The following is a 26720-nucleotide window of genomic DNA, read 5'->3' as shown; positions in this document are numbered from 1 at the left end:
GGCGGAACGCTATAGGAAACGCCCGCAGTAGCGCCCCGTCAGGGGCGCCGGGGCCGAAGGCCGGAGGAGGAACCGCGCGACCAGCCACGACAGTGCCGCGTCCGTCAGACTGCCTCTCGCGGCTCACTGATCCCGCGCCAGCCCGAACCGCGCCCGCAGCCCCGGACGTTCGACCGCCGCCACCGCCGCCGCTCCCGCGGTCACCGTCTCGTAGACGGACAGGATGTCCGCACCCACCGTCGACCAGTCGAAGCGGCGCACGTGCACGCTGCCGCGTTCGCTCAGCCCGGCCCGGCGCTCCGGGTCCGCCAGGAGCCGTACCGCCGCTTCCGCCAGTGCGTCCGCGTCCTCGTTGGCGAAGAGTTCGCCCGCCGCGCCCTGGTCCAGGACCTGGGCGAAGGCGTCGAGGTCGGAGGCGAGCACGGGAGCCCCCGCGGACAGCGCCTCGACCAGGATGATGCCGAAGCTCTCGCCACCCGTGTTGGGCGCGATGTACAGGTCGAGGCTGCGCAGGAAGCGGGCCTTGTCCTCGTCGCTGACCATGCCGAGGAACTCGACGCGGGAGCGCAGCTCGGCCGGCAGGGACTCGACCGCGGCCTCCTCGTCGCCCCGGCCGGCCACCAGGAGCCTGGTCGCCGGCCGGGCGGCGAAGATCTTGGGGAGGGCCTTCATCAGCACCGGGAGGCCCTTGCGGGGCTCGTCGATACGGCCGATGAAGCCGATGGTGTCGCCCTGCCACTCGGGGCGCGGCTCGGCCTTGGCGAAGAAGTCGACGTCCACGCCGTTGGGGATCACGACGGCGTCGCCGCCGAGGTGTTCGACCAGGGTGCGGCGGGCGTACTCGCTGACCGCGATCCGGGCGCTGATCTTCTCCAGGGCGGCCTGCAGGATCGAGTACGCGGCGATCATCGCGCGGGAGCGCGGGTTCGAGGTGTGGAAGGTCGCCACCATCGGGCCCTGCGCTGCCCAGCAGGTCAGCAGGCCGAGGGAGGGCGACGTCGGCTCGTGGATGTGGACCACGTCGAACGCCCCGTCGTGCAGCCAGCGGCGGACCCGCGCGGCGGACAGGAAGCCGAAGTTGAGGCGGGCCACCGAGCCGTTGTACGGCACCGGGACCGCGCGGCCCGCCGAGACGACGTACGGCGGCAGCGGGGTGTCGTCGTCGGCGGGGGCGAGCACGGAGACGTCGTGGCCGAGGCCGATGAAGTACTCGGCGAGGTCGCGGACGTGGAACTGGACGCCCCCCGGGACGTCCCAGGAGTAGGGGCAGACGATGCCGATCCTCACGACGGTCCCTTCGCGGGGTCGAGGTCGGCGAGCCACAAGCGCTGGAGCATGTGCCAGTCCTCCGGATGGTCGGCGATCCCGGTGGCGAAGGCGTCGGCCAGCGCCTGTGTCATGACAGACGTCCTCGAGGTGCGGTCACCTGACTCGGGTACCTCGATCGGGGCGTGGACGCGGCCCTTCATGACGGGGGTGTCGTCGTACCAGAGCGTCACGGGGAGCAGGTGGGCGCCGGTCTGCTGGGCGAGCAGGGCGGGTCCGGCCGGCATCCGGGCCGTGTCGCCGAAGAAGTCGACCTCGACGCCGGACTCGGACAGGTCTCGGTCGGCGACCAGGCAGATCAGGCCGCCGTCGCGGAGCCTGCGGGCGAGGGTGCCGAAGGCGGTGCCGCCGCTGTGCGGCAGGACCTCCATGCCGAGGCCCTCGCGGTAGGCGACGAACCGGTCGTACAGCGTCTCGGGCTTCAGCCGCTCGGCGACCGTGGTGAACGGGGTCTTCAGCTCGGTGGTGACCCACGCTCCGGCCAGGTCCCAGTTGGCCAGGTGCGGCAGCGCGATGATCACGCCCCGGCCGGAGGCGAGGCCGTCGGTGAGGTGGTGGAGGTCCTTGACGTCGAATCCGGTGCGCACCCGCTGCTCGCTCCAGGCGGGCAGCCGGAAGGACTCCATCCAGTAGCGCAGGTACGACCGCATGCCCGCGCGGGACAGCTCGCGCAGCCGCTCCGGACTCGCGGCGGGCCGTACGCGCGCGTAGTTGGACTCGAGCCGCTGGACGCCCTTGCCGCGCCGTTTCCAGGCGAGGTCCGCGATGGAGTTGCCGAGCCGCACGGCCACCGGTTCGGGGAGCTTCTTCACGGTGCCCCAGCCGAGTCCGTACAGGGCGTCGGTGAGCCGCTCCGTGACGGTCACTGCGCGGCCTCGCTGCCGTGCGCGGCCTTCTCGTGCCCGGCCGCCGCCTCCGCCTCGGCGGACTCGCGGCGCACCGTGACGACCCGCTGCACCAGGGTGACCAGGCTGCCCACGGCGACGATCCAGAGCGCGATCGGGAGCAGGATCTGGATGCCCGGGACGCCGAAGTTGTGGAACCCGGCCAGACCGGCCGCCACCAGTGAGATCACCAGCCGCTCGGCGCGCTCCACGAGGCCGTTGACGGCCACCGGCAGCCCGATCGACTCGCCGCGCGCCTTCGTGTACGACACCACCTGGCCGCTGGCCAGGCAGAAGATCGACACGGCGCACAGGACGTTGTCGTCGCCGTTGCCCGCGTACCAGAGGGCGAAGCCGCCGAAGATCGCGCCGTCGGCGACCCGGTCGAGGGTCGAGTCCAGGAACGCGCCCCAGCGGCTGGTGCGGCCCAGCTGGCGGGCCATGTTGCCGTCCACCAGGTCCGAGAACACGAACAGCGTGATCACGATCGTGCCCCAGAAGAACTCGCCCCGGGGGAAGAAGACCAGCGCGCCCGCGACCACCCCGGCCGTGCCGAGGAGCGTGACCGTGTCCGGGCTCACGCCCCGGCGGATGAGAAACGCGGCGAACGGTGTGAGGACACGCGTGAAGAATGCACGCGCGTACTTGTTCAGCATGGCCTTCCCGACGGTCGTTGCGCCGTGCGGCCCCTGCTGGCCACCCCGGCTGGCCCATCGTAGCCACGCGCGCGTGTGTGCGACGGGCGGGCACTCTCGGAGGGGGGCGGCGGCCGGGCCCGGAGGGCCGCGCGGGCACGATCACGTCCTTCGTATGGACGCACCGTGACGGGAGTGGAAAGCTCGAAGAACCGCGGGCGTCATCGGAGCCGCCACCGCACGCGGCCCGCCATGCTCGCCCGCGCCCACCGAGACCTCACCGTGCACGGGAGGCATAACCATGGGCGACAAGGTCAAGGAACACCCCGGAGCCGCCGGCAGGGCTACGGCGGCCGACCACCCCGCGTCCGTACGGAATGTGGTGCTGGTCGGCCACTCCGGAGCGGGCAAGACGACATTGGTGGAGGCTCTCGCGCTGACCGCGGGAGCGGTGAACCGGGCGGGCCGCGTGGAGGACGGCGGCACCGTCTCGGACTACGACGACATCGAGCACCGGCAGCAGCGCTCCGTACAGCTGTCGCTGGTACCGGTCGACTGGAACGGAATCAAGATCAACATCCTGGACACCCCGGGATACGCCGACTTCGTCGGGGAGCTGAGGGCCGGTCTGCGCGCGGCGGACGCGGCCCTCTTCGTCGTCTCCGCCTCGGACGGGGTGGACGGCTCGACCCGGATGGTGTGGGAGGAGTGCGCGGCCGTCGGGATGCCCCGGGCGATCGTCGTCACGCACCTGGAGGCCGCCCGCGCGGACTTCGAGGAGATGACCCGGGTGTGCGCCGAGGCGTTCGGCGGCGACGACCCCGACGCCGTCCTCCCCCTCTACCTGCCGCTGCACGGCCCGCAGGGCCCGGACGGACACGCGCCCGTGACCGGTCTCGTCGGGCTGCTCACGCAGAAGCTGTTCGACTACTCCTCCGGGGAGCGCAAGGAGTCCGAGCCCGGCCCCGACCAGCTCCCGGACATCGACGAGGCCCGCAACCGGCTCATCGAGGGGATCATCGCGGAGAGCGAGGACGAGACGCTCATGGACCGCTATCTGGGCGGCGAGCAGATCGACCTCAAGACGCTGATCGAGGACCTGGAGCGGGCCGTCGCCCGCGGCACCTTCTTCCCGGTGCTGGCCGCCGCTCCCGCGGCCGAGGGCGCCCGCCAGGGGCTCGGCACGGTGGAACTGCTCGAACTGGTCACGGGCGGCTTCCCGACGCCGTTCGAGCACCCCACCCCCGAGGTCACCACCGTCGACGGCAGGCCGCGCGAGATCAAACCGTGCGACACCGGCGGCCCGCTGGTCGCCGAGGTGGTGAAGACCGCCTCCGACCCCTACGTCGGCCGGGTCTCGCTGGTGCGGGTCTTCTCCGGCACCCTGCGGCCCGACGAGACGGTGCACGTCTCCGGACACGGCCTGGCCGACCGGGGCCATGAGGACCACGACGTCGACGAGAAGGTCGGCGCCCTGTCCACCCCGTTCGGCAAACAGCAGCGGCCGGTCACCCATGTCATCGCCGGTGACCTGGCCTGCGTGGCGAAGCTCGGCCGCGCGGAGACCGGGGACACGCTCTCCGCCAAGGACGACCCGCTGCTCATGGAGCCGTGGGAGATGCCCGACCCGCTGCTGCCGCTCGCCATCGAGGCGCACAGCAAGGCCGACGAGGACAAGCTCTCGCAGGGCCTCGCCCGGCTGGTCGCCGAGGACCCGACCATGCGGCTCGAACAGAACCAGGACACCCACCAGGTGGTGCTGTGGTGCCTGGGCGAGGCGCACGCGGACGTCGCCCTGGAGCGGCTGCGCAGCCGCTACGGCGTCCAGGTCGACGTCGTACCGCACCGGGTGTCCCTCCGGGAGACGTTCGCCGGCAAGTCCGCCGGACGCGGCCGGCATGTCAAACAGTCCGGCGGGCACGGCCAGTTCGCGATCTGCGAGATCGAGGTGGAACCCCTGCCGGGCGGCTCCGGCATCGAGTTCGTCGACAAGGTGGTCGGCGGGGCGGTGCCCCGGCAGTTCATCCCGTCGGTCGAGAAGGGCATCCGGGCCCAGGCCGTCAAGGGGGTCGCCGCCGGCTACCAGCTGGTCGACGTGCGGGTCACCCTGCTCGACGGCAAGGCGCACTCGGTGGACTCCTCCGACGCCGCCTTCCAGACGGCGGGCGCGCTGGCCCTGCGGGAGGCCGCCGCGGACGCGAAGATCCACCTCCTGGAGCCGGTGGCCGAGGTGTCCGTGCTGGTCGGCGACGACTACGTGGGCGCGGTCATGAGTGACCTGTCCGGCCGGCGCGGCCGGGTCCTCGGCACCGAGCAGACCAGCGGTGGGCGCACCCTCATCAAGGCCGAGGTGCCGGAGTTCGAGATCGGCCGGTACGCGGTCGACCTGCGCTCCCTCTCGCACGGCACGGCCCGGTTCAGCCGTTCGTACGCGCGGCACGAGCCGATGCCTCCGGGGATCGCCGAGAAGATCCGGGACCAGGCCAGGGAAGCCTCCTGAGTGGTGCCAGGGTGTGTTCGGCGGACGGCTTCGGCCGTCCGCCGAACAGCTGTCGGTGGCCGGGGATACTCTGAGTACTTGATCAACAGGTGTGCGGAGTACGGAAGTCGGGAAGGCCGCAGAAGCGGGACGGCGGCAAGTGGGGGCGGGAATGAGCTTCGAGGACTTCTTCGGGCCACAGGTGCCCAGGCCGGGCGGCGAGGCGCAGGCCCCGACCTACGCCCTGGCCTCGGCGGCCTACCGGGACACACCGATGGAGGAGATCAAGAAGGCCGACAACGAGTGGCACCAGTCCACGGTCAGCGAGGGCCGCAGGTGGGCGAAGATCTTCCGGCCCAACTTCGGTGAGGCGTACTCCCAGGCGATCATCGACCGCATGCTGGGCGTCGGCCGCAAGCCGCTCATCCAGTCCTTCGGCAGCGAACCCCAGGTGGTCGTCGAGCACTGCCTCGCGGCCAACCGCATCCGCAAGGAACGCGACCAGCGGCTGACCGCCGTCATGTTCGTGTTCGGCGTGCTGTTCCTGCCCGGCCTGCTGGTGTGGCTGCTGGTCTTCCAGCTCCGCACGACCATGCTGAAGACCGACAACAAGCGCGTCTCCGGGCTCGGCAGTGCCCTGCTGGCCGCGGTCGGCGTCCTCGCGGTGCTCTTCATCGTCAAGGTCCCCTTCACCGGCTTCTGGGGGTGGTACGCGCGCGGCTGCGTCGTGCTCCCCGTCATCGGCTGGTTTCTGGCCAAACGGCTCTGCGAGAGGACCGCGCAGGACCTGCGCGCCGCCTGGGACGGGCTGCTGTCCGGCGGCAGCGTCGGCGCGAAGGTCCCGGAGGCGGTGCCGACCAGCCCGGACCAGGCCGCGGCCGAACAGCTGCGGCAGTCGCTGGCCCGGCTCAGCGCCGAGCAGCAGTCCAACTCGGTCTTCTACGCGGGGCCCAAGGGGATACTCGGCATGGGCACCCGCTGGGGCTCCTGGCACCTCGCGGAGGAACTGGTCCCGCTCGACCCGGTCAAGGGTGTCCACGAGTTCCGGGCCTGGACCGTCGTCCGGGAGATCGAGAAGGAACTGAGCGTGCTGCACCGGCAGCACCTGAAGACCGGCGGTTTCCCGGAACCGCAGGTCAGGCACTGGATCGTCACCCATGTCGGGGAGGGCGCCAAGGAGGTGTCCCGGCCCGAGGGCACCGACTACAAGGTGGGGCCCAAGGACGTCGAGGACATCTGCAACAACAACCACTTCGACAAGGGTGACCGGCACTACCTGGGCGTGCAGTGGCCGTACCTGTGGAACGGCGAACTGATCATCACGATGATGGCCACCGTCACCGTGCTGAAGGAGACGCTGCGGATCGACGTCACGGGGCATGCCCTCGGTCCGGTCAACGGCCTGTTCGGCACCAAGCCCGCTGCTCCCACGAAGACGGTCGCGAAGACCGTGCGGTTCTGGGAGACCCGGACCGTCAAGCTGCCGCTGGTCACCCCGGACGAGGTGGTCCGGCTCGCCGCGCGGGCCACCATCAGCTGGTATCCGCCGCTGCTGAAGTGGCTCGGCGGCTCCATAGGGCTGCCCGAGCCCTTCGGTCTGCGGCACGCGTGGGCCGACCAGCCCTGGAAGCACCGCTTCATGGCCGACGACGCGTTGCGCGCGGCCACGCCGATACTGCGGGCGGTGCACCGGGCGGCGCTGCGGGTGCTCAGGGAACACGACGTCGACACCGACAAGTTCAGCAGCCGGGCGTCCGCGCTCAGCGGGTCCGTGCAGGACGCGGCACCGAAGAAGGCGGACACGTACGACGCCTAGCCGACGCGGGCGGAGGCGGGCACGGAAGCAGCGTCAGCTGGCCGGCCAGGCCTCCGCCAGCATCTTGCGGGTGTCGGCCAGCAGCTGGGGCAGCACTCTGGTGTGGCCCACCACCGGCATGAAGTTCGTGTCACCGCCCCAGCGCGGGACGATGTGCTGGTGCAGGTGGGCGGCGATGCCGGCGCCCGCCACCGAGCCCTGGTTCATGCCGATGTTGAAGCCGTGGGCGCCGGACGCGGTGCGCAGCGCGGTCATGGCCTGCTTGGTCAGCTCGGCGAGCTCCACGGTCTCCGCGCCGGTCAGGTCCGTGTAGTCGGCGACATGGCGGTACGGGACCGTCATCAGATGGCCGCCGTTGTACGGGTAGAGGTTGAGCACCGCGTAGACGTGCTCACCGCGCCGCACGATCAGGCCGTCCTCGTCGGACTTGGCCGGGATCGAGCAGAAGGGGCAGCCGTCGTCGGCGCCCGGGCCGGTCGGCTTGTTCTCGCCCTGGATGTAGGCCATCCGGTGGGGCGTCCACAGGCGCTGGAACGCGTCCTGCGTCCCCACTCCGATCTGCTGTTCCGGCTCACTCGTCATGCTAGGCAGCATATGGCTTCGCCCGTTCGCGGCGTGTCGCCGGGGCCGGGCCGAAGCGGTCGGCGGCGAAGCTGGGCGGATGGACGACGACAGCCGGCTGAAGGACTGGGAGCAGCGGACCGATATGCCGCTCGGCATCGCTTCACTGGTCTTCCTGGGCTCGTACGCGGTGCATGTGCTGGAGCCGGACCTGCCCGAGGCCGTACACGTCCTCCTCCTGTCGCTGACCTATCTGACGTGGGCGATGTTCGCCGTCGACTACGCGGTGCGCTGGCGGCTCAGCGGCGCGGGCCCGGGATTCGTCCGGCGCCACTGGCTCGACACCGTCGTCCTGGTGCTGCCGCTGTTGCGGCCGGTGCGGGTGGTGCGGACGTACGAGGCGATGCAGCGCCGGCACGGTGAGCCCCGGATGGGGCTGCACGCGCGCGTGGCGGCCTATTCGGCGCTGTCGATCTCGCTGCTGGGGTTCTCGGGCGCGCTCGCCGTCTACCAGGCCGAGCGCTCGGCCCCGAACGCCACGATCCGCACCTTCGGCGACTCCCTCTGGTGGACCTGCTCGACCCTGTCCACCGTCGGGTACGGCGACTACGTCCCGGTCACCACCCTGGGGCGGTTCATCGCGGTGGGGCTGATGGCCTGCGGTCTGGCGCTGCTGGGCACGGTCACGGGATCGTTCTCGTCCTGGATGCTGCAGCGGTTCGATCTGGGGGAGGACGAGAACAAGCGGCCCCCGCGGAAGTGATCCGCGGGGGCCGCTTCGTAGCCGGGCCTGATCAGACCTGGGTCCGCTCCTCGACCACCTTCACGATCTTGGCGATGGCCTCGTCGAAGGGGATGCCGTTCTCCTGCGAGCCGTCCCGGTAGCGGAAGGACACCGAGCCGGCCGCCATGTCCTCGTCGCCCGCGATGACCATGAAGGGCACCTTCTGCTTCTGGGCGTTGCGGATCTTCTTCTGCATCCGGTCCGAGGAGCCGTCGACCTCGACCCGCAGGCCCTTCTTCTTGGCCTCGGCGGCGAACTTGTGCAGGTAGTCGACGTGCGCGTCGCCGATCGGGATGCCGACCGCCTGGACCGGCGCGAGCCAGGCCGGGAAGGCGCCCGCGTAGTGCTCCAGGAGGACCGCGAAGAACCGCTCGATGGAGCCGAACAGGGCGCGGTGGATCATGACCGGGCGCTGCTTGGAGCCGTCCGCGGAGGTGTACTCCAGGTCGAAGCGCTCGGGCAGGTTGAAGTCGAGCTGGATCGTCGACATCTGCCAGGTGCGGCCGATGGCGTCCTTGGTCTGGACGGAGATCTTCGGGCCGTAGAAGGCGGCGCCGCCCGGGTCGGGCACGAGCGGGAGGCCCTGCTTCTCGGCGACCTGGCGCAGGGTCTCGGTGGCCTCCTCCCAGACCTCGTCGGAGCCGACGAACTTCTCCGGGTCCTTGGTGGACAGCTCCAGGTAGAAGTCGGTCAGGCCGTAGTCGCGCAGCAGGCCGAGGACGAAGGTGAGCGTCTTGTCGAGCTCCTCCGACATCTGCTCACGGGTGCAGTAGATGTGCGCGTCGTCCTGCGTGAAGCCGCGGGCCCGGGTCAGGCCGTGCACGACACCCGACTTCTCGTACCGGTACACGGTCCCGAACTCGAAGAGACGCAGCGGCAGTTCGCGGTAGGAGCGGCCGCGCGCGTCGAAGATCAGGTTGTGCATCGGGCAGTTCATGGGCTTGAGGTAGTAGTCCACGCCCTCGTCGAGCTGCATGGGCGGGTACATGCCGTCGGCGTACCAGTCCAGGTGCCCGGACGTCTCGAAGAGCTTCCCCTTGGTGGCGTGCGGGGTGTAGACGAACTCGTAGCCCTCCTCCTCGTGCCGGCGGCGCGAGTAGTCCTCCATGACCCGGCGGACGATGCCGCCCTTGGGGTGGAAGACGGCGAGGCCGGAGCCGATCTGCTCCGGGATGGAGAACAGGTCGAGTTCGCTGCCCAGCTTGCGGTGGTCGCGCTTCTCGGCCTCGGCGAGGAAGTCCAGGTACGCCTTCAGCTCGTCCTTGGACGGCCAGGCGGTGCCGTAGATGCGCTGGAGCATGGGGTTCTTCTCGCTGCCGCGCCAGTAGGCGGCCGCGTTGCGCATCAGCTTGAACGCCGGGATCAGGCGGGTGGAGGGCAGGTGGGGACCGCGGCAGAGGTCCTTCCAGCACAGCTCGCCGGTCTTGGCGTCCAGGTTGTCGTAGATCGTCAGTTCACCGGCGCCGACCTCGACGTCCGCGCCGTCGTCCGAGGACGCCGAACCCTTCAGTCCGATCAGTTCCAGCTTGTACGGCTCGGCCGCCAGCTCCTCGCGGGCCGCCTCGTCGGTCACCACGCGCCGCGAGAAACGCTGGCCGCGCTTCTGGATCTCCTGCATCTTCTTCTCGATGGCCTTGAGATCCTCGGGCGTGAACGGCTTCTCGACGTCGAAGTCGTAGTAGAAGCCGTCCTTGACCGGCGGGCCGATGCCGAGCTTGGCCTCTGGGAAGATCTCCTGGACGGCCTGGGCCATGACGTGCGCGGTGGAGTGGCGCAGGATGTTGAGACCGTCCTCGGAGGAGATCTCCACCGGCTCCACGACCTCGCCCTCGGCGGGCGCGTACGCGAGGTCCTTGAGCTCCCCGGCCACCCGGGCGGCGATGACCGCGCGCTCGCCGGCGAAGAGCTCGGCGGCCGTAGTGCCCGTCGTCACCACGCGCTCTTCCCGCTCGGAATCGCGTTGGATGATCACACGGACGTCTGACACCGGTCTCTCCTGACTGAAGGTGGATGCGGCGCCATACCAGGAGCGCGCGCAATACCGGATCGTACCGACCCGTCCCCACCGACTGCGAAACGGTCACCGACAGTGGCCCGTCAGTCGCAGTCGTCGCCGGTCCACGCCTCGTCGAAGAAGTCGAGGTTCTCCTGGAGCGACTTCATCAGACTGTCCCGCTCCGCCTCGTCCACCTGTACGGGTACGACCCCCGAGGCGCCGGACAGCCGCCGGAAGCCGCCCCGGCTCTCCAGCCGGCCGTGCACCCGTACCGGAAGTCCGACGAGGTGGGCCTGCCCGGCGATCCGGTAGTCCTCCTCGTCGAGGGTGACCCGGACGTACGGCACCTCGGCGCCGGCGATCACCCGCAGCCGTACCGCGCCCTCGCCGCGCGGCTCCGAGCGGCGCATCCGGACCACGGTGCCGGTGACGCGGACCGCCACGGAGGGTTCGTCGCGCAGGTAGCGGGCGCCGGCCTCGCGCAGCACGGGCAGGTCGCCGGGCGAGAACTCGACGGGGTCCAGGGCCGACGCGCAGTCGTCGGGCACTCCGGCGCCCGGTGCCCAGTCCACCGAGACGCGGGCGCCTTCCGTGCCACGCACGAGCGTGACGAGGGCGTCGGTCAGTTCACGGCTGACGCCTGCCTCGACGGCCCCGTCGAAGGCGTCCATGCCGCCGGTGGCCCGCTGGTAGTCGATGGCCTCGCGGGCGGCGTACAGGGCCTGGTGGAGGCGTACGGCGAGCGGCCGGCCGGTCCCGACGGGCACGAACGCGGTCAGACCGCGGCCGCCCTCCGCCGAGCCGACGAGCACGGACTCCAGCAGGGCGGCGGCGGCCCGCTTGTGCCGGGCGCCGTGGTAGCCGGCCCGCGCGCGGGTGGCGAGGGCGCCGGCCAGCAGGGTCCCCCGGGCGGCGGTGCGCAGCTGTTCCTCGGCCGTCCAGGACGCGGTGTCCGCGGGTCCGCTCGGCACGTCACGCCACCAGCGGATCTCGTCGCTGGGCACGGCGAGCCCGACCAGCACCTCGCGGGCGGCGGGCGTCCCGCTCCGCACCAGAGCGGTGAGCGCCTCCCCGAGCAGGTCGTCACTGTCCGGGAAGGCGCGGCTCTCGGGTACCAGCAGGCTGGTGCCGGTGCTGCCCGGCCCGGGTGGGGTCCAGCGGCCGTACCGGCCGGGCGCTCCGCCGCGCCGCTGCCAGCCGTGCCGGCGCAGCAGGGCGCCGAGCACGGCGGGGTCGACCTCGGCGGGCTCGGGGGGACGGCTCCAGTGGGGACCGTGGAGGTCGTCGGGGTGCGGCCGGACCTCCCGCAGCTGCTCCTCGTACGGACGGTGCCTCATGGTCTGCCTCCCGTCCCGACCCGCGTCATGATCTCGCAGAGCGCCCGGTCGTCGAATATGCGCGAGGTCGGGACCCGCACGGTGGTCCGGTGCCGGCCGGTGATCGGGTGCCCTGCCAGGTTGACCCAGTAGCAGCAGTGGCGCAGATCGAGCCGGTCGTGGCTGGCGCGCAGCCAGTCGTCCTGGGAGCGCGGGACGAGCATCACCACCAGGATCTTGTGCACCGACACCGGTGTGCGGGCGAGCTTGCGCAGGTGGTCGTTGTCGAGCGTGAAGGAGAAGAAACGTCCCGGCGGGTTGGGGGCGATCTGGTACGTGCACTTGAGCTGCACCTTTATGGTCACCTCGTCGTCGACGGTGTGACCGGGCGAGCCGTGGCTGACATGCCAGTCGATGCCGTTGTCCGGGAACGGCTGGGACAGCGAGCAGCCGGCCGCCGCCGCGACCGCGTGCAGGTAGCCCACCTGCAGTGTCTCCATGCAGGCGGTGGTCGCGAGTGTGCCGCGATGGGGGCCCGTCCGCTCGGGCAGCAGCCCGCCCCGTTCGGGCTGCGCTATCGCCATGACCAACAGCCTTCCCAGCCAAAGAGTTTCCCCGTGGCGGGCCGCTGAACTGCAAAGACCCGCACTCCTGTTGTGTCCTTCCGGCGTACGTCGCAAACGGCCCGGGTATCACCAAACAGGCAGAAGACGGAACGTCAGCTGCCGTGGGTGAACGAGGAGTTGTGTAGGCATGACGTGCTGGTACGAAGGGCCCCTGGCCGCCTTCGACACGGAGACCACGGGCGTTGACGTCGAGACCGACCGGATCGTGTCGGCCGCCGTCGTCGTCCAGGACGCCCCGGGTACCCGGCCGAGGGCGGTCCGCTGGCTGGTGAACCCGGGCGTGCCGGTGCCGGAGACGGCGACGGCGGTGCACGGGCTGACCGACGAACACCTTCAGCGCAACGGCCGTTGGCCGGCGCCGGTGATGCATGAGATAGCCGAGGAACTGGCCGAGCACGCGGCGATGCACCGCCCGCTGGTGGTGATGAACGCGCCGTTCGATCTGACCCTGCTGGACCGGGAGTTGCGCCGTCATCGGGCGTCCTCCCTGGACCGCTGGTTCGAGGCGAGTCCGCTGCTCGTCCTCGACCCCCGGGTCCTGGACAAACATCTGGACCGCTACCGCAAGGGCCGCCGCACCCTGACCGACCTGTGCGCGCACTACGAGGTCACCCTGGAGGGCGCGCACGACGCGGGTGCGGACGCGCTCGCGGCCCTGGAGGTCGTACGGGCACTGGGCCGCCGGTTCGCGACCCGCCTGGAGCGACTGAGTCCCGCCCAGTTGCACACGCTCCAGACCACCTGGCACGCGGCACAGGCCAGGGGCCTCCAGGCCTGGTTCACCCGCAGCGGCACACCGGAGACGGTGAACCAGGACTGGCCGCTGCGGCCGGAGCTGCCGACGGCGGCGTGAGGGGCAGGACAGGGTCGTGCGGCAAACGCAAAAGGCCGGTCCGCGCAGGCGGACCGGCCTTCCCGGTGGTGGGCGATACTGGGTTCGAACCAGTGACCTCTTCGGTGTGAACGAAGCGCTCTCCCACTGAGCTAATCGCCCGGGAACGCAGTGAACGATACAGGGAGCCGCGGGTTTCGTTCAAACCGCTTGCAGGTGCCCGAGCAGTCCGCGCCGTCCCGACCGCATCATCAGCCGGTGGTTGAGACGGAAGAGCGGCCGCCCGGGTACGGCCAGCCGCCGCAGCAGCGCCTTCTCGACGTCCACGACCTGCTCGTAGCGGGCGAGCGCGCCGGCGCCGTCGGGGACGACCGTCCAGCGGGCCCAGCCCACGATGTCGCCGGTCATGGCGGTCTCCAGCACCCCGGCCTCCGGATCGCGCCGCGTCTCGCGCGCGGTGAAGGTGATGTCGTACGGCAGGACGGAGCGGATGGTGATGATGCCCGTGGTGTCGTTCAGGCGGGTCACCGAGCGCACCTGGGGCCACCAGTGCGGGTAGTCCTCGACTCGTTCGAGTGCCCGGTAGACGGCCGCGGCCCCGAAGGGCAGCGGCCAGCGGCTGAGGAAGCGGTAGTGGGTCCAGTCCATGGGCGGAGTCTGCCCGCGTGCCGTGTCTGAGTACGCGTACTCATGCCTTGTGTAGTGACCGGGACCACACTCATGGGTGCGAGCGCCGCCGCCCGTGCGACGGCGCTCCCCCAACCCCTCTTACGAGGGCATCTTGTCGCCGAGCAGGGCCAGGTTCTCGATGGCGGCGAGTCCGTACAGCGCGGTGTCGTTCGAGGACACCCAGCTCGCCTCGCTGCCCGCGACGAGCGTGACCGGGCCCGACAGCGCCTCGGTCTTCCACGGCGAGGACTCCGTGTAGCCGTCGGAGCTGTAGAACTTCGTCCACGCACGCTTGGCCAGCGTCTCGTCACCGGTCTGCACGGCGGCGTACGCGTCGAGCCGCGAGTGGCCCTGGAAGAGCAGCAGGGTGCCGAAGTTGGAGCCGTAGCGGGCCGCCTGTTCGGCCTTGGTGGCGTTGAAGTAGCGGCAGTAGTCGAAGTAGGCCTCGTCGAACTCGGGCATGTCGACCAGGTGGATGAGCTCGGCGCAGAGTTCGTTGAGGCCGAAGACGGCGGAGAGGTGGGAGACGGAGACGACCGGGGTGGTGGCGGTGGCGAACCTGCCGGTGTCGAGGTCGTAGAGGCCGCTGCCCTGGACGAAGCCGTTGGGCTGGGCGGCGATGCCCTGCATGGTCGACAGGACGCGCGCCTTGGCCTTCTCCCACTTGGGGCCCTTGCGTTCCCACTCGGTCAGCCATGCCGACACCAGGCCGCTCCAGTCGGTGCCGAAGCCGATGGACAGGGCGTGCCGGTCGGGGGTGTAGGGGTCGGTGCGGACCTTGCGCTGCGGGTCGAGGACGAGGAAGGTCTCGTCGGAGTCGACGTTGGCGGCCATCAGGTCGCCGACGCGTTCGTCGGCGGTGAGGAAGTAGTAGAAGCGCCGGTAGGTGGTGTTGGCGATGCGCTGCTGCTTGGCGCTGTCCGCGAAGTGCTGGACGCCGTGCCGGGTGCCGAGGCCCGCCCACTGGCCGATGTGGTACACGTCGACCTCGCCGGTGTGCCGGGTCAGCGCCTCCGCGAACCGGAAGATGTCGGAGCGGCCGCTTCTCAGGTACGCGTACCAGAGCCAGAGGTCCGGGGAGAGCTCGGAGTTGTCCCAGGCGTAGCCACCGACGTCGTACCGCCACTGGTGGCGCACGGTGTCGTAGGTGTGCATGAAGTCGCCGTAGTCCCAGAAGCCGTACCAACGGCGCTGCTCCACCTGGTCCTTGTAGTAGGTGAAGAGGAAGTCGAGGTGGTCCTCGATCTTCGCCTTGGCGGCGGTGGAGCGGTCGGGCTCGGAGTACAGGCCGGGTCCGAAGACCTTGGCCTTGATCAACTGCTTGGGCGGGGCGGTGAGTTGCGGGAGCACCCGGACCGCTTCGACCTGGCCGGCCAGCGCCTCCGGGGTCGGTGTCGTCCCGTTGGCCCAGAACAGCAGCTCCGAGGTGCGGGCGATGCCGTAGGGGGTGCCGAACTCCGGCTCGTAGTCCTCGTAGGTGATGTTGAGGCCTTCGAGCTGTTCGGCGTAGGTGTCCTGGCCCATGCCGTCGTGGTAGAAGCGCAGGTCCATCGGCTGGGCCTCGGGCGACCAGAGCCAGAGGGTGACCTCGGCGGTGTCGGTGTGGGCGTCGCGGATGTCGAGCTGGGCCGGGAACTTCTCCCAGAAGTCCCTGAGCCCGAAGGAGAGTCCGCCGCTCGCGCCGCCGACGTACCCGAACCCGGAGGCCCGCTTGCCGCCGCCGGCCGCGATCCAGCCGTACCCCTTCTTCGTGCGCTTGCGCAGCGTGAACCCGTCGGCGGAGAGCTGGGAGAGGGTGTAGTCGCCCCAGTGCGGGATGTACTGGAGGCGGGTGGTGACGCGCTGGTCCCAGGTGGCCGGGTCGGGCAGCTTCTGGCCCGCGTACTGGGCCGCCTGCACGGCCGTGCCCGGGTCGCGGCGCAGTCCGGTGATGCCCTGGACGGCCTCCCGCAGCAGGCCGGTGCCCTCTCCCCCGATCCGGATGTGCCGGTCGTACGCCTCGTCGCGCATCGGCACGCTGAAGCGGACGCCGAGCCCGCGGATGAAGTCGCCGCTCGCCTTGCCCGGCTCCTGCGTGCCGTCGTACGTGATCGTGTGGACCATCCGGAAGGAGTCGGCGCCCGCGTAGAAGTAGAGCCGGATCGAGAACGGCAGCCAGCTCCGGCTGCCCTTGCGGTGCTTGCCGTCGACGCGGACGACCGCGCGGACCGGGCCGTCCTGTTCGACGGTGACGGAGTCGATGGCGCCGTCGAAGCGCTCGGTCTTCACCGCGCCCTGGTCCTCGTCCTCGACCTCGGGCTGGCGGATGAGGACGAGCCTGCCGTTCCTGGCGATCTCGGTGGCACCGCGGGTCACCGACTTGATGATCGTGGAGCCGTTCTTGCCGATCTTCACCGCGATCACGCCGGTGGACACGTCGATCGTGCCGCCGCTCCTGTCGACGGTGACCTTCTTGTCGGGCGCGGCCGCGTCGCCCGCCGCGAGGGTGAGTTTTCCGCTCCCCGAACTCACCGCGTGGGCGGTCCACTTGAGGGAGCCGTCCGGCCAGTAGGCGATCGGCCAGGACTGGACCGGCACGTCCTTGCCGTTCGCGTCCGTCAGCGCGAAGGTCTGGTCCTCCCGGAAGGCGCCCATCGGCCAGGGCACGCCGACGGTCGAGCCGGGAGCGGCGCCGAGGCCGCCGTCCTCCAGCCAGTCCAGGGTCACCGGGTCCGCGTCGGCGGCCTCGGCTCTGGGCGCGGCCTGCGCTTCCCTACCGCCCAGCGCCCAGCTGAACTGGGCGGCGGCGCCGGCCACGGCGGCCGCCTTGAGAAGGGACCTGCGAGGGATGGGAGACATTTTTCCGCCTTTCCTTTCCGTGCGAGTGCAGAGTGGTCAGGGGCATGACAGAGATGGGCATGGCGCCGGTGGCGCCGCCCTCGGCATGGGACACCGCCGGTCAGCGGCGGCGGTGGCGCTCCTCCACGGCGACGGCCGCCGCCGCGACGGCGCCCAGCACGGGCACCGCCAGCGGCGCGACGAGCAGGGCGGAACAGACCACGAGGACCGCTCCCCCGACGAGCAGGAAGGATCCGCCGGGGTCGAGGACGGTACGGCGGCCGGCCTGCGCGAGCAGGGTGCGCCAGCGGTCGCCGGGTGTCCAGACGGCCGCCGCGCGGAGCCCCGCCACCGCGAGGCCGATCACCGCGAACAGGCCCACGGCCCCGACGAGCGGTCCGCCGGGCAGCCCGGCGCGCACGGCCTGGACGTCCACCCAGGCGACCGCGACCGCACCCCAGCCGGCGAGCCCGACGACCCAGCCGCCGCGCACGGCGACCCGGAAGTCCGCGACGAACTCCCGCCAGCCGCCCGCCACCTGACCGGTGCGGCGGCGCAGATGCCGGGCACCGGCGGCGAAGGCAGCCGGGTAGGTGACGACCCCCAGCGAGGCGACCGCGATCCACACCCCGGTGAGCAGGCACTCGGCGAAGACGCCGAACCGCTCCGTGAAGACGGACGGCTTGGTGCGCACGTCGGCCACGACGTCATCAGCCCTTCAGTCCGGAGGTCGCCATTCCGTCGATCAGATAGCGCTGGAAGGCGAGGAAGAACAGCAGCACGGGCAGCAGCGCCACCAGGGACATGGCGATCATGCCGCCGTAGTTCGCGGCCACGCCGTCGGAGTCGCGGAACATCATCAGTCCCAGGGAGACCGTGTACTTGCCGGGTTCGTTGAGGTAGATCAGCGGACCCATGAAGTCGTTCCAGGCGTTGATGAAGGTGAAGATCGCGCTGGTGATGAGCGCCGGCCGGCACAGCGGCAGCACGATCGACCAGTAGATGCGGAGGTGTCCGCAGCCGTCGAGCCGGGCCGCCTCGTCGAGCTCACGCGGCAGGTTGCGCATGAACTGCACCATCAGGAAGACGAAGAACGCCTCGGTGGCGAGGTACTTGCCGATCAGCAGCGGGGCATAGGTATTGATCCAGCCGAGCTTCTGGAACATCACGTACTGCGGGATCAGCAGCACGTGGTACGGCAGCAGCAGGGTCCCGATCATCAGGGAGAAGAGCAGGTTGCGGCCGGCGAACCGGATACGCGCGAACGCGTAGGCGGTGAGGGCGCAGGAGATCAGTACGCCCACCACGGCACCGACGGCGTAGAACAGCGAGTTCTCGAAGAACGTCCAGATGCCGATGTCCGCGATGCCGTCGGCGAGGCCCTTGAAGTTCGACAGGATGGGGTGGCCGGGGAACAGTTGCAGGCTGTTGATGATGTCCTTGCTGGGCTTGAACGAGGCGCCGATCACCCAGACCACCGGGTAGAGGATGACCGCGAGGATCAGCAGGGCACCGAGGTGCCAGGCCAGGGATCCGGCTCGCTTGCGGCCGACCGTGTCCGTGACCTTGGTGGTGATCGCGCTCATCGGGCGTCCTCCTCGTAGTGCACCCACTTCTTCTGGGACCAGAAGAGGACGGCCGTCACCAGCGCGACCGCGAGCAGCAGCATCCATGCCATCGCCGCCGCGAAGCCCATCTGGGCGTTCTTGAAACCCTGCTGGTACAGGTAGCAGGTGTAGACGAGCGTGGCGTCGGCCGGACCGCACTGCGTGTTGGAGACGACGTAGGCCGAGCCGAAGATCTGGAAGGAGTGGATGGTCTCCAGGAGCACGTTGAAGAACAGCACCGGGGAGATCATCGGCAGGGTGATGTTCCAGAACCTGCGCAGCGGCCCGGCACCGTCCATCTCGGCGGCCTCGTAGAGCTCCCTGGGCACCTGCTTCAGACCGGCCAGGAAGATGACCATCGGCGCGCCGAACTGCCACACCGTCAACGCGACCAGGCAGTACAGCACCCAGTCGGCGTTGCCGACCCAGCCGCCGACGTGCCAGCCGAAGAAGGACTGGGTACGGTCCACCACCGCGCCGTCGGAGAACAGCGACCGCCAGACGAAACCGACGGACACGCTCGCGCCGATCAGCGAGGGCGCGTAGAAGGCGGCCCGGTAGAAGGCCTGGCCGCGCCGGCTCTGGGCGAGCAGCAGCGCCACCCCGAGAGCCAGCAGCAGCTTCAGCGGGGTGCCGATGACCACGTACTTCGCGGTCACCTCCACCGACTTCTGCCAGCGGGGGTCGTCGAACATCCTGGTGAAGTTGTCGAAGCCGACCCACTTCGGCGTGTTGAAGAGGTTGTAGTCGGTGAACGCGAAATACAGCGAGGCGACCATCGGGCCCGCGGTCAGCAGCAGGAAGCCCGCGATCCACGGGGACATGAACAGGTAGCCGGCGAGGTTCTCACGCCGGCGGCCTGGTCGCCGGCCCGCGCCGGCGGCGGCGGCCGAACGCGGCTCGCGGGCCGCGGGCAGGGTGTCCTTGACGAGCGTCACGGCAGGTCCCATCAGGCCTGGAAGGCGGCCTCGGACTCGGTGAAGAACTGCTTCACCGCGTCCGCGACCTTGGTCTTGCCCTGGCCGAGGTCGCCGCCGATGCGCAGGAAGGCGGCCTCGATGGTGTCGGCACCGGAGGGGTGCGGGGTGATCGTGCCGAGCACGCCCGCCTTGGCGGTGTCGTCCTCGTACTGCGCGATCTCCTTGTTGACCGGGTCCGTCGGCTTGTACGCGGTGTACTGCTCGGTGCTCGCGAGAATGCCCCGGTCGTAGCCCATGATCTTGCCGGCCTCGGGGTCGTGGACCATGAAGTCGATGAACTGGGCGACTTCCTTGGGGTGCGCCGTGCGGGCGGAGGCGCTGAGCATCAGTGAGGCGAGGTACTGCCCGGTGTGCTTGCCGTCCGTGGTGGGGATCGGGGCGAGGCCGTAGGTGCTGCTGCCCTCCGCCGTGTAGCGGACGGTGAAGTTGTCCCAGGTGAACTCGGAGGCGCCGTGGCCTGCGGAGAGGGAGGACTTGGGCGCGTCCTGCTGGACGACCTTCGGGTCGGTGACCAGCCCGGCCTTGACGCGGTTGTAGCCGTCCGTCCACCACTCCGTCAGGTCGGCCTTGTCGAAGCCGAGTCCGTCCGCGGTGTAGAACGCCTTGCCGTTCTGACGGAGGTAGAGGTCGTAGAGGTACATGATCGCGAAGTAACCGGTGTCCCCCGCGACCTTGGTCTTGTCGTGGATGGTCTTGAGGGCCTTGAAGTAGTCGTCCCAGGTCCAGCCCGCGTGCGGCTCGACCCCGGCCTTCGCGAAGACCTTCTTGTCGATGACCAGCGCCATGGTGTTCGAACCGACCGGCACTCCCAGCTGCTTGCCGTCGACCTGGCCGACCTTCGTGACTCCGGCCCGGAAGTGATCCAGGCTCAGATTTCCCGCCTGAACCTGCGACTTCAGATCGAGCAGAATTCCTCGCTTGTCGTACTTCCGAAGAAAGGTGACGGCATTCTGGAAAACGTCCGGGGGATTTCCGCCGGCGGCCTGGGTCTGGAACTTCTCCCAGAACGACGCATACGTCTGAAAGTCGGTCTTGACCTTGATCTTCGGGTACTTCTTCTCGAAGAGCGCGATGGTCTGGTTGATCTTCTTGGCGCGTTCCTCCGCACCCCACCACGAGTAACGGATCGTCACCGTCCCGTCCCCGGAGCCGCTGCCGCCTCCGCAACCGGCCGTCCCGGCGAGCCCGAGCGCGGCCGCCGAGGCCCCGGCCGCCTTCAGGATGGTCCGCCTCTCCACATTCCTGCTGGTTCCCACAGTCGGGCCCCTCCCCGCAGCGGCCGCCGCCGCTTGCATGAATCGTTTCAAGTAAGCGCTTGCTGGCACAAGTTACGGAGGGGCCGGTGGGGCGTCAATGACTCGGACAGGATTTTCTTGAGACCGGGGACGCCGGAACGACACGGCGGAGCCACGGGCTGGCACCCGCAGGACGAGCGACGTCGCAGGTGAGAAGCACACGGTCGGGTGACCGAACGTCAAGCGGGCGGCTGAGGACGGCGGTTACGGGTTGGCTTCGATGGCGGGTGGAGTGGGGTGGTGCGAGTGGGTGGGTGAGTGGTGCGAGTGGGTGGGTGACCGGTGCGAGTGGGTGGGTGACCGGTGCGAGTGGGTGGGTGAGTGGTGCGAGTGGGTGAGGTTGGGCGGCTCGGCTCGGCTCGCTGGGGTTCGGGGTTCGGTGCTGTGGGCGCTCGCCCGACCTGGGGCCTGCCGGGTTCGGGCGGTGTGACTCGGGCGACGGGAGGCCGGGGAGGCGCGGGGGTGGGCGGGAGCGGCCGTCCCGAGAGGGACGGCCGTGCTCACACCTCCGACGATTGCGATCGGTATCGGCTCGCCCGGTACCGCAGCCCGATGCCCCTGAAGATCCACGCTGAGTTACGACGGGCTTCATGCCGGACGCGCGTTCACCACGCCGTCGAGGCAGCAGGAGTCTCTTCGAGTCCAGGGTCTGCGGAACCCTGCCGGCCGACGCGGGTCCGCCTCCTGGCGCCTGAGCCTGAGCCTGAGCCCGGAGCCCGGAGCCCCACCGTCGCGAGCCCCCGAACCGGCTCTGCGCAGCCGCACCGCCGTGCACCTGGCACCGCACGCACGACTGCGGCCCACCTGCTGTTTCGCAGGTGGGCCGCAGTTCCGGGTGGGCGATACTGGGTTCGAACCAGTGACCTCTTCGGTGTGAACGAAGCGCTCTCCCACTGAGCTAATCGCCCGGGCGCAGGAAGAACATTACCCCATGTCAGGGGGTGCCCCCGACCAGTCGTCGGGGCGTGCGGCCGGTGGCCTGTTCACTCCTCGATCTTCCAGGGCATCACGACGCCGTACCGGGAGAGGTAGATCCCGACCCCGCCGGCCACGATCGCCAGGCCGATCGCCGTCAACGTGAGGTTGCGGCGGCGCACCCTGGGATCGAGGGCCTTCTGGGCGGCCTCCGTGACCTTGCGTTTCGTCCAGCGGAGCACCAGCTGGGCCCAGACGAACTCGGTCGCCCAGATCGCCATGCCGGCAAAGATGATCACCCAGCCCGGACCGGGCAACGGCAGCAGGACGATGCCCACGCCCACCACCGCGAGACCGACCGCGAAGACCCCGACCTGCCAGCTCAGGTGCAGCATCCGGCGCGCCTTGACGAACTCGGGCGCCCGTGATCCGAGGCCCCGCTCGTCGGCCGCGCCGTCCGTGGTTCCGTCCACCTCGCTCCCGTCCGAGGCCACGGCAGCCTCGCCCGGTTCGTTACTCCCCGTATTCATACGACCAAACCCTACCTGAGCGATTCAGGTCACCGGAATGGTCGTAGATCATGCCCGGCTTCTCGGCCGGAAGAGTTACGTAAACACACGCAAAACACTCAGAGGGGTTTACAACGGCACCGTAGGTGGCATGTCGATTTCGCCGACGTGCGAATCCCCGAGCGCACACTGAGCGAAAGGCCCTGGCGCTTATGAACACCACGGTCAGCTGCGAGCTGCACCTGCGCCTCGTTGTGTCGAGCGAGTCCTCCCTGCCTGTCCCCGCAGGCCTGCGGTACGACACGGCCGACCCCTACGCCGTGCACGCCACCTTCCACACCGGAGCCGAGGAAACCGTCGAGTGGGTGTTCGCCCGCGACCTCCTCGCCGAAGGGCTGCATCGCCCCACCGGCACCGGCGACGTCCGCGTCTGGCCGTCCCGCAGTCACGGTCAGGGCGTCGTCTGCATCGCCCTGAGCTCCCCGGAGGGCGAAGCACTGCTCGAAGCCCCGGCGCGGGCCCTGGAATCCTTCCTGAAGCGAACTGACGCCGCCGTGCCGCCCGGCACGGAACACCGGCACTTCGATCTCGACCAGGAGCTCTCGCACATCCTGGCGGAGAGCTAGGGCGAATCCCCTCCAAGCCGCCCGGCGCCGTCCACTCGGGGAGACGGCTCGGGCCTAGACAACCGCATACGGCAGCACCGGCGCCGTCACCGTGATCGCCACGGGACGGTTCCGGTGTGTCCGCGTGTCCGCACGCATCCGCGCCTGCATCCATGTCCGTGTCCGCGCCCATGGGAACCTCCGTCGAGTGGCGACCGTTGTACGGACAGCCACGAGTGGGACAGGGCACGGTGCGGGGCCGCCGTATGTCGCTACCATCGGCCACCATCGGCGGGCGCCCGCCCGACCCCCAGGCCAGGGAGCGAAACGTGCTGATCACCCACGACACCCGGTGTTCCCTAGACGCCGTGGTGGATCTGGTGAACACCGCGCCGGAGGACGACACGGCGGTGGACGGGCTGCCCGATGTCCCGGCCCTCCAGAATTTCGTACGAAGCCACGACATGAGCGACGTCGGCGTGCTGTCCGAGTTCGACCTGTCGGCAGTGCGCAAGATCCGCGGACGGTTCGCGGGGATCTTCGCCGCCCCGGACGCCCGGACCGCCGCCGGGATGATCAACGAACTGGTGGCGGCCGCCGGCACTACCCCTCAGCTCACGGATCACGACGGTTACGACTGGCACGTGCACTACTTCGCGCCCGGCGCCTCGGTGGCCGACCACCTCGCCGCCGACTGCGGGATGGCGCTCGCGTTCTTCGTCGTCGCCGGGGAGCAGGAGCGGCTACGGCGCTGCGAGGCCCCGGACTGCCGGCGCGCCTTCGTGGATCTCTCCCGCAACCGCTCGCGCCGTTACTGCGACAGCCGGACCTGCGGTAACCGTCTGCACGTCGCCGCCTACCGGGCGCGCCGCAAGGAGGCCGCCGGCTGACCGCCGGTCGCCGGGCCGGCCCAGGGGCGGCCGCGGTCGGGGGTGTCGATGCCGACGCCGGCCCCGGCGGGTGACGCCGGGACGGGCGGGTACGGCTCACAGCCACAGCAGGTCGTGCAGCGCAGCCATGAGGAGCAGACACCCGATCACCGCTAGGAAGATCATCAGCGGTGGCTGGGAAAGGGCGAAGAGGCACCCGCGGGGCTCGTCCTTCGGCGGCGCGGCCTCGCTCTGTTTCGTGTCCGGCATCTCGCGGCGATGATGACCTAGTGGAACCCCTCCCCGCGATCAACACGCCCGTAATAGGCGGTAGTTCGCCGAATTCCGCGATGTCCGTTTCGGTTCCGCCCGCCCGCTGAACGCTTCCGCGCGGGCCGCGGGCGCACTGTGTCGTTTCAATGCCTCATGTGACTGTCATATGCATGCGTGGGCCGCGGGGTGGGCAGGGTGTCCGGCACCGCCCGTCGACCCGCCCTCGCGCCCTCGCGCCGCAGAGTCATATCCCGTGCTTTTTGAGGATGGCCTCGATGTCGCTGAAGTCGTCGCCGGAGTTGGCGCCGCGAGGCGGAACGGCGGGCCGGGTCGCCGGGCGGGTGGCGGGGCTCAGTGACGGTGCCGAGGCGGCGGGGGCGACGGCGTCGCGCTGTCCGGCCCGGGCAGCCGCCTTGCGCTCGGCACGGGTGCCGCCGCGGCGCCGCTCGACGGCACGGGTGGTGGCGAACAGGGCCCAGGCCACGCCGAGCACTCCGAAACCCGCCCAGGCAGTGGGGCTGAACGCGGTGTCGGCCAGCCAGCCGACCACTCCCGTCATCACCAGGCCGACGGGCACGAGCGAGTAGGCGGCGATGCGGGCCGCCGCCAGGTACCGCTTGCGGTACGCGGTGACCACGGCGATGCCCAGGCCGGCCGCGGAGGCGGCGGAGCAGACTGTCTCGGCGATCATCCGGTCCTCCTGGGCGGGCTCGGGCGGCGGGCGGGGCGACGGGCTCGCACTGCGCTTCGCCCCTTCCATCGTGCACCGCCCGGCCCGTGCGATCCATGCCCAGGCCCGACAATCAGGGGCATCTCGGGGTCCACTCCGGGTCACCTCCACCCCAGGTACGACGAGCTGCGGCACCCGCGGTGCGGGCGGCAGCACCGGCGCCGTCGGACCCGTGGCCGGCCGGCACCGGCTCGAAAACGGACATCGGCGGTGTGACGACGGGCCGGGTTGCGGCGCCCCGAGGAGGCAAAACGAGGGCGGCGGCCGATCCGAGGGCGGTCCAGACCGCGGGAAAAGGTCGGAACAGACGGCGGGAGAGGGTGAAAGAGACGGTGGGAGAGGGGAAACAGACGGCGAGAACACGGAAGAGGGGACGGACGGCGGCGAGCCGCGGACGAGACAGAGACGGACCGCAGCGGCCCGAAGGCGAGGTCGGCGACGGGGTCCCCTCGTACCTCCTCGCCGTCTCGATTGGGTGCACACAGCGCGGGCTGGAAGACTGGTGCCCATGAACGACTCCTCCCCCGCCGCCGGCGCCCCCGTCCTGGACGTCTGGTGCGAACTGCAGTGCACCGACTGCCGCAGCGCCCTGGACGACCTCCGCGCGCTGCGGGCCCGGTACGGCGACCGGCTGGAGCTGCGGCTGCGGCACTTCCCGCTGGAGAAGCACAAGCACGCCTTCGCCGCCGCGCAGGCCGCCGAGGAGGCCCTGGAGCAGGGGAAGGGCTGGGAGTACGTCGAGGCGGTCCTCGGCCGGGTCGAGGAGCTGGACCGCGAGGGCGAGCCGTTCCTGGTCGAGGTCGCCCGGGAACTGGGCCTGGACGCCGAGGAGTTCGACACCGCGCTGGTCGACGGGCGGCACATCCTGATCGTCGACGCCGATCAGGCCGAGGGCAAGGCCATCGGCGTGACCGGCACCCCGACCTATGTCATCGACGGCGAGCGCCTCGACGGCGGCAAGAGCCAGGAGGGCCTGCGCGAGCGCGTGGAGCAGATCGCGGACCGCCTGCTGGCCGGACCGGCGTGACCGAGCCCGCGTGACGGGGGCCCGCGAGACCGGACCTGCGTGACGGGGTCGGCGTGACCGGACCGGCGTGACCGAGCCCGCGCGACGGGACCGACGTCACCGGGCCCGCGCGACCGGACCGGCGTTTGCCGGACTCGCGTGAGCGGACCGGCACGACCGGGCTCCGGGCCGCCCCGGACCACCCAGCCCCTCCGGACCACCCGGCCCCTCCACCGCCCCGGACCCATCCGGACCCTCCGGACCGCACGGCGCCTCCACCACCCCGGATCCTCTGGACCGCCCCAGACCCATCCGGACCCTTGCTGCCTCCGGACCGTCTGCGTTGCCATTGCGCTCAGATCAGGTCCTTGTACAGGGAGTACGAGACGGTGGTGTATCCGAGCGATTCGTAGAGCCGCTCGGCCGGGGTGTTCCCGGCGAACACGTTGAGGCTCAGGACCCGCTTGCCCGCGGCGATCGCCTGGGCCTCCGCGAGCAGCATGAGGGTGCGGCCGTGCCCCTGGCCTCGGTGGGCGGCGTCGGTCTCGACCCGGTACACCCAGGCGGCGTCCGCCCGCAGGGCCAGCCACAGGACGCCGACGCGCGTCCCCTCGTGTTCGAGGACGCTGAGTCGCAGCCCCTCCGTGGCGAGGCCGCGCGGCAGCAGCCGTGCGTGGTCGCGCCGTGACCTCTCCCGGGCCTCGGCCTCGGACACGCCCCGCTCCTGCCACACGCGCGCGTACTGCGCGGAGGCGTGCGCGAGCCACCCCTCGTACTCGGCCTCGGTCAGGTCGCGGCCCCGGCTGCCCGCGGGCAGTCCGGGCGGGGTGTCGCCGAGCCGCTTCTCCATGCCGCGGTTGCGCAGGACGTATCCGAGCGCCCGCACCAGGTGCAGGGCCGGCTCCGCGGCGGCGGGCACCTGCACCTCGATCTGCCGGCAGCCCCAGCCGCGTGCCACCTCCTCGGCGGCGAGCGCGGCCACCGTGCCCCGGCCGCGGCGGCGGTCGGGCTCCTCGATGCCCAGCTCGACGATGCGGGCCGTCAGGGTGCCGAAGTCCCGTGAACTGCCCAGCCCGAGGGTGCCGACGGGCCTGCTGTTCACGCATACCTGGAAGCGGCGGGACAGCACCCCGTCGGCGCTGCGCTGGAGCGGCTCGGTCGGCCGCAGGGTCGTGGTCATCAAGGGGTGT

General features: G+C 70.5%; 23 protein-coding genes, 2 tRNA genes and 1 pseudogene. 7 read left to right on the top strand and 19 right to left on the bottom strand.

Annotated elements, in window-relative coordinates:
* Positions 1-123 precede the first annotated feature (123 nt).
* From MB828_RS29475 to pgsA, 3 genes and pseudogenes are all read right to left on the bottom strand, one after another.
* Positions 124-1287 (bottom strand): glycosyltransferase family 4 protein, encoded by a 1164-nt coding sequence (locus MB828_RS29475; RefSeq protein ID WP_301650835.1) that lies wholly within the window; start codon positions 1285-1287, stop codon positions 124-126.
* Positions 1284-2192, bottom strand: a complete 909-nt coding sequence (locus tag MB828_RS29470; protein WP_301650834.1) for a phosphatidylinositol mannoside acyltransferase — start codon at positions 2190-2192, stop codon at positions 1284-1286. The genes MB828_RS29475 and MB828_RS29470 overlap by 4 nt, the downstream gene beginning before the upstream one ends.
* Positions 2189-2924 (bottom strand): annotated as a pseudogene (gene pgsA / locus MB828_RS29465) (phosphatidylinositol phosphate synthase). Before pgsA ends, MB828_RS29470 begins: the two are co-directional and overlap by 4 nt.
* 222 nt (positions 2925-3146) lie before the next feature.
* On the opposite strand from pgsA, the gene MB828_RS29460 reads away from it, so the two are divergent.
* Together MB828_RS29460 and MB828_RS29455 are read left to right on the top strand one after the other, a co-directional pair.
* Positions 3147-5345: an elongation factor G-like protein EF-G2 gene (locus tag MB828_RS29460; RefSeq protein WP_301650833.1), complete on the top strand. Its 2199-nt coding sequence runs from the start codon at positions 3147-3149 to the stop codon at positions 5343-5345.
* 151 nt (positions 5346-5496) lie between these two features.
* Positions 5497-7140, top strand: coding sequence for a hypothetical protein (locus tag MB828_RS29455; protein ID WP_301650832.1), 1644 nt, complete (start codon positions 5497-5499; stop codon positions 7138-7140).
* Positions 7141-7173: 33 nt separating this feature from the next.
* Here MB828_RS29455 and MB828_RS29450 read toward each other — a convergent pair whose 3' ends face one another.
* Entirely contained in the window at positions 7174-7734 is a 561-nt protein-coding gene (locus MB828_RS29450; RefSeq protein ID WP_301650831.1) for an HIT family protein, read from the bottom strand.
* 67 nt (positions 7735-7801) lie between these two features.
* On the opposite strand from MB828_RS29450, the gene MB828_RS29445 reads away from it, so the two are divergent.
* The gene (locus tag MB828_RS29445; RefSeq protein ID WP_301650830.1) at positions 7802-8464 is read left to right on the top strand and encodes a potassium channel family protein; all 663 of its coding nucleotides are present in this window, start codon (positions 7802-7804) and stop codon (positions 8462-8464) included.
* A gap of 31 nt (positions 8465-8495) precedes the next feature.
* On the opposite strand, the gene thrS is transcribed toward MB828_RS29445, so the two are convergent.
* From thrS to MB828_RS29430, 3 genes are all read right to left on the bottom strand, one after another.
* Entirely contained in the window at positions 8496-10472 is a 1977-nt protein-coding gene (gene thrS, locus MB828_RS29440) for a threonine--tRNA ligase (protein ID WP_133025978.1), read from the bottom strand.
* 110 nt (positions 10473-10582) lie between these two features.
* On the bottom strand, positions 10583-11818 hold the full coding sequence (locus MB828_RS29435; protein WP_301650829.1) for a hypothetical protein: 1236 nt from the start codon (positions 11816-11818) through the stop codon (positions 10583-10585).
* Positions 11815-12381, bottom strand: a complete 567-nt coding sequence (locus tag MB828_RS29430; RefSeq protein ID WP_093505297.1) for a DUF4365 domain-containing protein — start codon at positions 12379-12381, stop codon at positions 11815-11817. Before MB828_RS29430 ends, MB828_RS29435 begins: the two co-directional genes overlap by 4 nt.
* 169 nt (positions 12382-12550) lie before the next feature.
* Here MB828_RS29430 and MB828_RS29425 point away from each other — a divergent pair, with 169 nt between their 5' ends.
* A complete protein-coding gene (locus MB828_RS29425; RefSeq protein WP_301650828.1) occupies positions 12551-13276 on the top strand; it encodes a 3'-5' exonuclease in 726 nt (241 codons plus the stop codon).
* A 66-nt stretch (positions 13277-13342) separates the two neighbouring features.
* Here the strand turns inward: MB828_RS29425 and MB828_RS29420 are convergent.
* The 9 genes from MB828_RS29420 to MB828_RS29380 all read right to left on the bottom strand — a co-directional run bounded on the left by MB828_RS29420 (position 13343) and on the right by MB828_RS29380 (position 22068).
* Positions 13343-13417: transfer RNA gene (locus MB828_RS29420), tRNA-Val, on the bottom strand.
* Positions 13418-13456: 39 nt separating this feature from the next.
* On the bottom strand, positions 13457-13903 hold the full coding sequence (locus tag MB828_RS29415; protein WP_301650827.1) for an SRPBCC family protein: 447 nt from the start codon (positions 13901-13903) through the stop codon (positions 13457-13459).
* Positions 13904-14023: 120 nt separating this feature from the next.
* A complete protein-coding gene (locus MB828_RS29410; protein WP_301650826.1) occupies positions 14024-16762 on the bottom strand; it encodes a Tat pathway signal sequence domain protein in 2739 nt (912 codons plus the stop codon).
* A gap of 100 nt (positions 16763-16862) precedes the next feature.
* On the bottom strand, positions 16863-17444 hold the full coding sequence (locus MB828_RS29405; protein WP_301650825.1) for a hypothetical protein: 582 nt from the start codon (positions 17442-17444) through the stop codon (positions 16863-16865).
* Positions 17445-17451: 7 nt separating this feature from the next.
* Positions 17452-18327, bottom strand: coding sequence for a carbohydrate ABC transporter permease (locus MB828_RS29400; RefSeq protein ID WP_301650824.1), 876 nt, complete (start codon positions 18325-18327; stop codon positions 17452-17454).
* On the bottom strand, positions 18324-19286 hold the full coding sequence (locus MB828_RS29395; RefSeq protein WP_301650823.1) for a carbohydrate ABC transporter permease: 963 nt from the start codon (positions 19284-19286) through the stop codon (positions 18324-18326). Before MB828_RS29395 ends, MB828_RS29400 begins: the two co-directional genes overlap by 4 nt.
* Positions 19287-19297: 11 nt before the next feature.
* On the bottom strand, positions 19298-20584 hold the full coding sequence (locus MB828_RS29390) for an ABC transporter substrate-binding protein (RefSeq protein ID WP_301650822.1): 1287 nt from the start codon (positions 20582-20584) through the stop codon (positions 19298-19300).
* An 875-nt stretch (positions 20585-21459) separates the two neighbouring features.
* A tRNA-Val gene (locus MB828_RS29385) sits at positions 21460-21531 on the bottom strand.
* A gap of 75 nt (positions 21532-21606) precedes the next feature.
* Entirely contained in the window at positions 21607-22068 is a 462-nt protein-coding gene (locus MB828_RS29380) for a TIGR02611 family protein (protein WP_301650821.1), read from the bottom strand.
* Between the two features lie 191 nt (positions 22069-22259).
* On the opposite strand from MB828_RS29380, the gene MB828_RS29375 reads away from it, so the two are divergent.
* Together MB828_RS29375 and MB828_RS29370 are read left to right on the top strand one after the other, a co-directional pair.
* Positions 22260-22673 carry an SsgA family sporulation/cell division regulator gene (locus tag MB828_RS29375; protein WP_004002642.1) on the top strand — a complete coding sequence of 138 codons (414 nt, stop codon included), beginning with the start codon at positions 22260-22262 and terminating at the stop codon, positions 22671-22673.
* Positions 22674-22981: 308 nt separating this feature from the next.
* Positions 22982-23542, top strand: a complete 561-nt coding sequence (locus MB828_RS29370; RefSeq protein ID WP_133025969.1) for a CGNR zinc finger domain-containing protein — start codon at positions 22982-22984, stop codon at positions 23540-23542.
* A 96-nt stretch (positions 23543-23638) separates the two neighbouring features.
* On the opposite strand, the gene MB828_RS29365 is transcribed toward MB828_RS29370, so the two are convergent.
* A complete protein-coding gene (locus MB828_RS29365) occupies positions 23639-23791 on the bottom strand; it encodes a hypothetical protein (protein ID WP_165941591.1) in 153 nt (50 codons plus the stop codon).
* A 247-nt stretch (positions 23792-24038) separates the two neighbouring features.
* Positions 24039-24485: a hypothetical protein gene (locus MB828_RS29360; protein ID WP_301650820.1), complete on the bottom strand. Its 447-nt coding sequence runs from the start codon at positions 24483-24485 to the stop codon at positions 24039-24041.
* 547 nt (positions 24486-25032) lie between these two features.
* On the opposite strand from MB828_RS29360, the gene MB828_RS29355 reads away from it, so the two are divergent.
* A complete protein-coding gene (locus MB828_RS29355) occupies positions 25033-25551 on the top strand; it encodes a DsbA family protein (protein ID WP_046726634.1) in 519 nt (172 codons plus the stop codon).
* A 334-nt stretch (positions 25552-25885) separates the two neighbouring features.
* On the opposite strand, the gene MB828_RS29350 is transcribed toward MB828_RS29355, so the two are convergent.
* Positions 25886-26710, bottom strand: a complete 825-nt coding sequence (locus MB828_RS29350) for a GNAT family N-acetyltransferase (RefSeq protein WP_301650819.1) — start codon at positions 26708-26710, stop codon at positions 25886-25888.
* Positions 26711-26720 lie beyond the last annotated feature (10 nt).

This window comes from Streptomyces arenae (genome assembly GCF_022343545.1).
In the GTDB taxonomy this organism is placed as follows: domain Bacteria; phylum Actinomycetota; class Actinomycetes; order Streptomycetales; family Streptomycetaceae; genus Streptomyces; species Streptomyces humi.
Note: the sequence above shows the minus strand (reverse complement) of the source record. Positions and strands in the feature narration are given on the sequence as shown.

Bases quoted from the DNA above. Each gene is read 5' to 3' on its own strand.
- MB828_RS29415 (WP_301650827.1), bottom strand. From the start codon at position 13,903: ATGGACTGGACCCACTACCGCTTCCTCAGCCGCTGGCCGCTGCCCTTC.
- MB828_RS29365 (WP_165941591.1), bottom strand. From the start codon at position 23,791: ATGCCGGACACGAAACAGAGCGAGGCCGCGCCGCCGAAGGACGAGCCC.
- MB828_RS29430 (WP_093505297.1), bottom strand. From the start codon at position 12,381: ATGGCGATAGCGCAGCCCGAACGGGGCGGGCTGCTGCCCGAGCGGACG.
- MB828_RS29380 (WP_301650821.1), bottom strand. From the start codon at position 22,068: ATGAATACGGGGAGTAACGAACCGGGCGAGGCTGCCGTGGCCTCGGAC.
- MB828_RS29410 (WP_301650826.1), bottom strand. From the start codon at position 16,762: ATGTCTCCCATCCCTCGCAGGTCCCTTCTCAAGGCGGCCGCCGTGGCC.
- MB828_RS29455 (WP_301650832.1), top strand. From the start codon at position 5,497: ATGAGCTTCGAGGACTTCTTCGGGCCACAGGTGCCCAGGCCGGGCGGC.
- MB828_RS29350 (WP_301650819.1), bottom strand. From the start codon at position 26,710: ATGACCACGACCCTGCGGCCGACCGAGCCGCTCCAGCGCAGCGCCGAC.
- MB828_RS29355 (WP_046726634.1), top strand. From the start codon at position 25,033: ATGAACGACTCCTCCCCCGCCGCCGGCGCCCCCGTCCTGGACGTCTGG.
- MB828_RS29435 (WP_301650829.1), bottom strand. From the start codon at position 11,818: ATGAGGCACCGTCCGTACGAGGAGCAGCTGCGGGAGGTCCGGCCGCAC.
- MB828_RS29375 (WP_004002642.1), top strand. From the start codon at position 22,260: ATGAACACCACGGTCAGCTGCGAGCTGCACCTGCGCCTCGTTGTGTCG.
- MB828_RS29425 (WP_301650828.1), top strand. From the start codon at position 12,551: ATGACGTGCTGGTACGAAGGGCCCCTGGCCGCCTTCGACACGGAGACC.
- MB828_RS29445 (WP_301650830.1), top strand. From the start codon at position 7,802: ATGGACGACGACAGCCGGCTGAAGGACTGGGAGCAGCGGACCGATATG.
- MB828_RS29360 (WP_301650820.1), bottom strand. From the start codon at position 24,485: ATGATCGCCGAGACAGTCTGCTCCGCCGCCTCCGCGGCCGGCCTGGGC.
- MB828_RS29450 (WP_301650831.1), bottom strand. From the start codon at position 7,734: ATGCTGCCTAGCATGACGAGTGAGCCGGAACAGCAGATCGGAGTGGGG.
- MB828_RS29400 (WP_301650824.1), bottom strand. From the start codon at position 18,327: ATGAGCGCGATCACCACCAAGGTCACGGACACGGTCGGCCGCAAGCGA.
- MB828_RS29460 (WP_301650833.1), top strand. From the start codon at position 3,147: ATGGGCGACAAGGTCAAGGAACACCCCGGAGCCGCCGGCAGGGCTACG.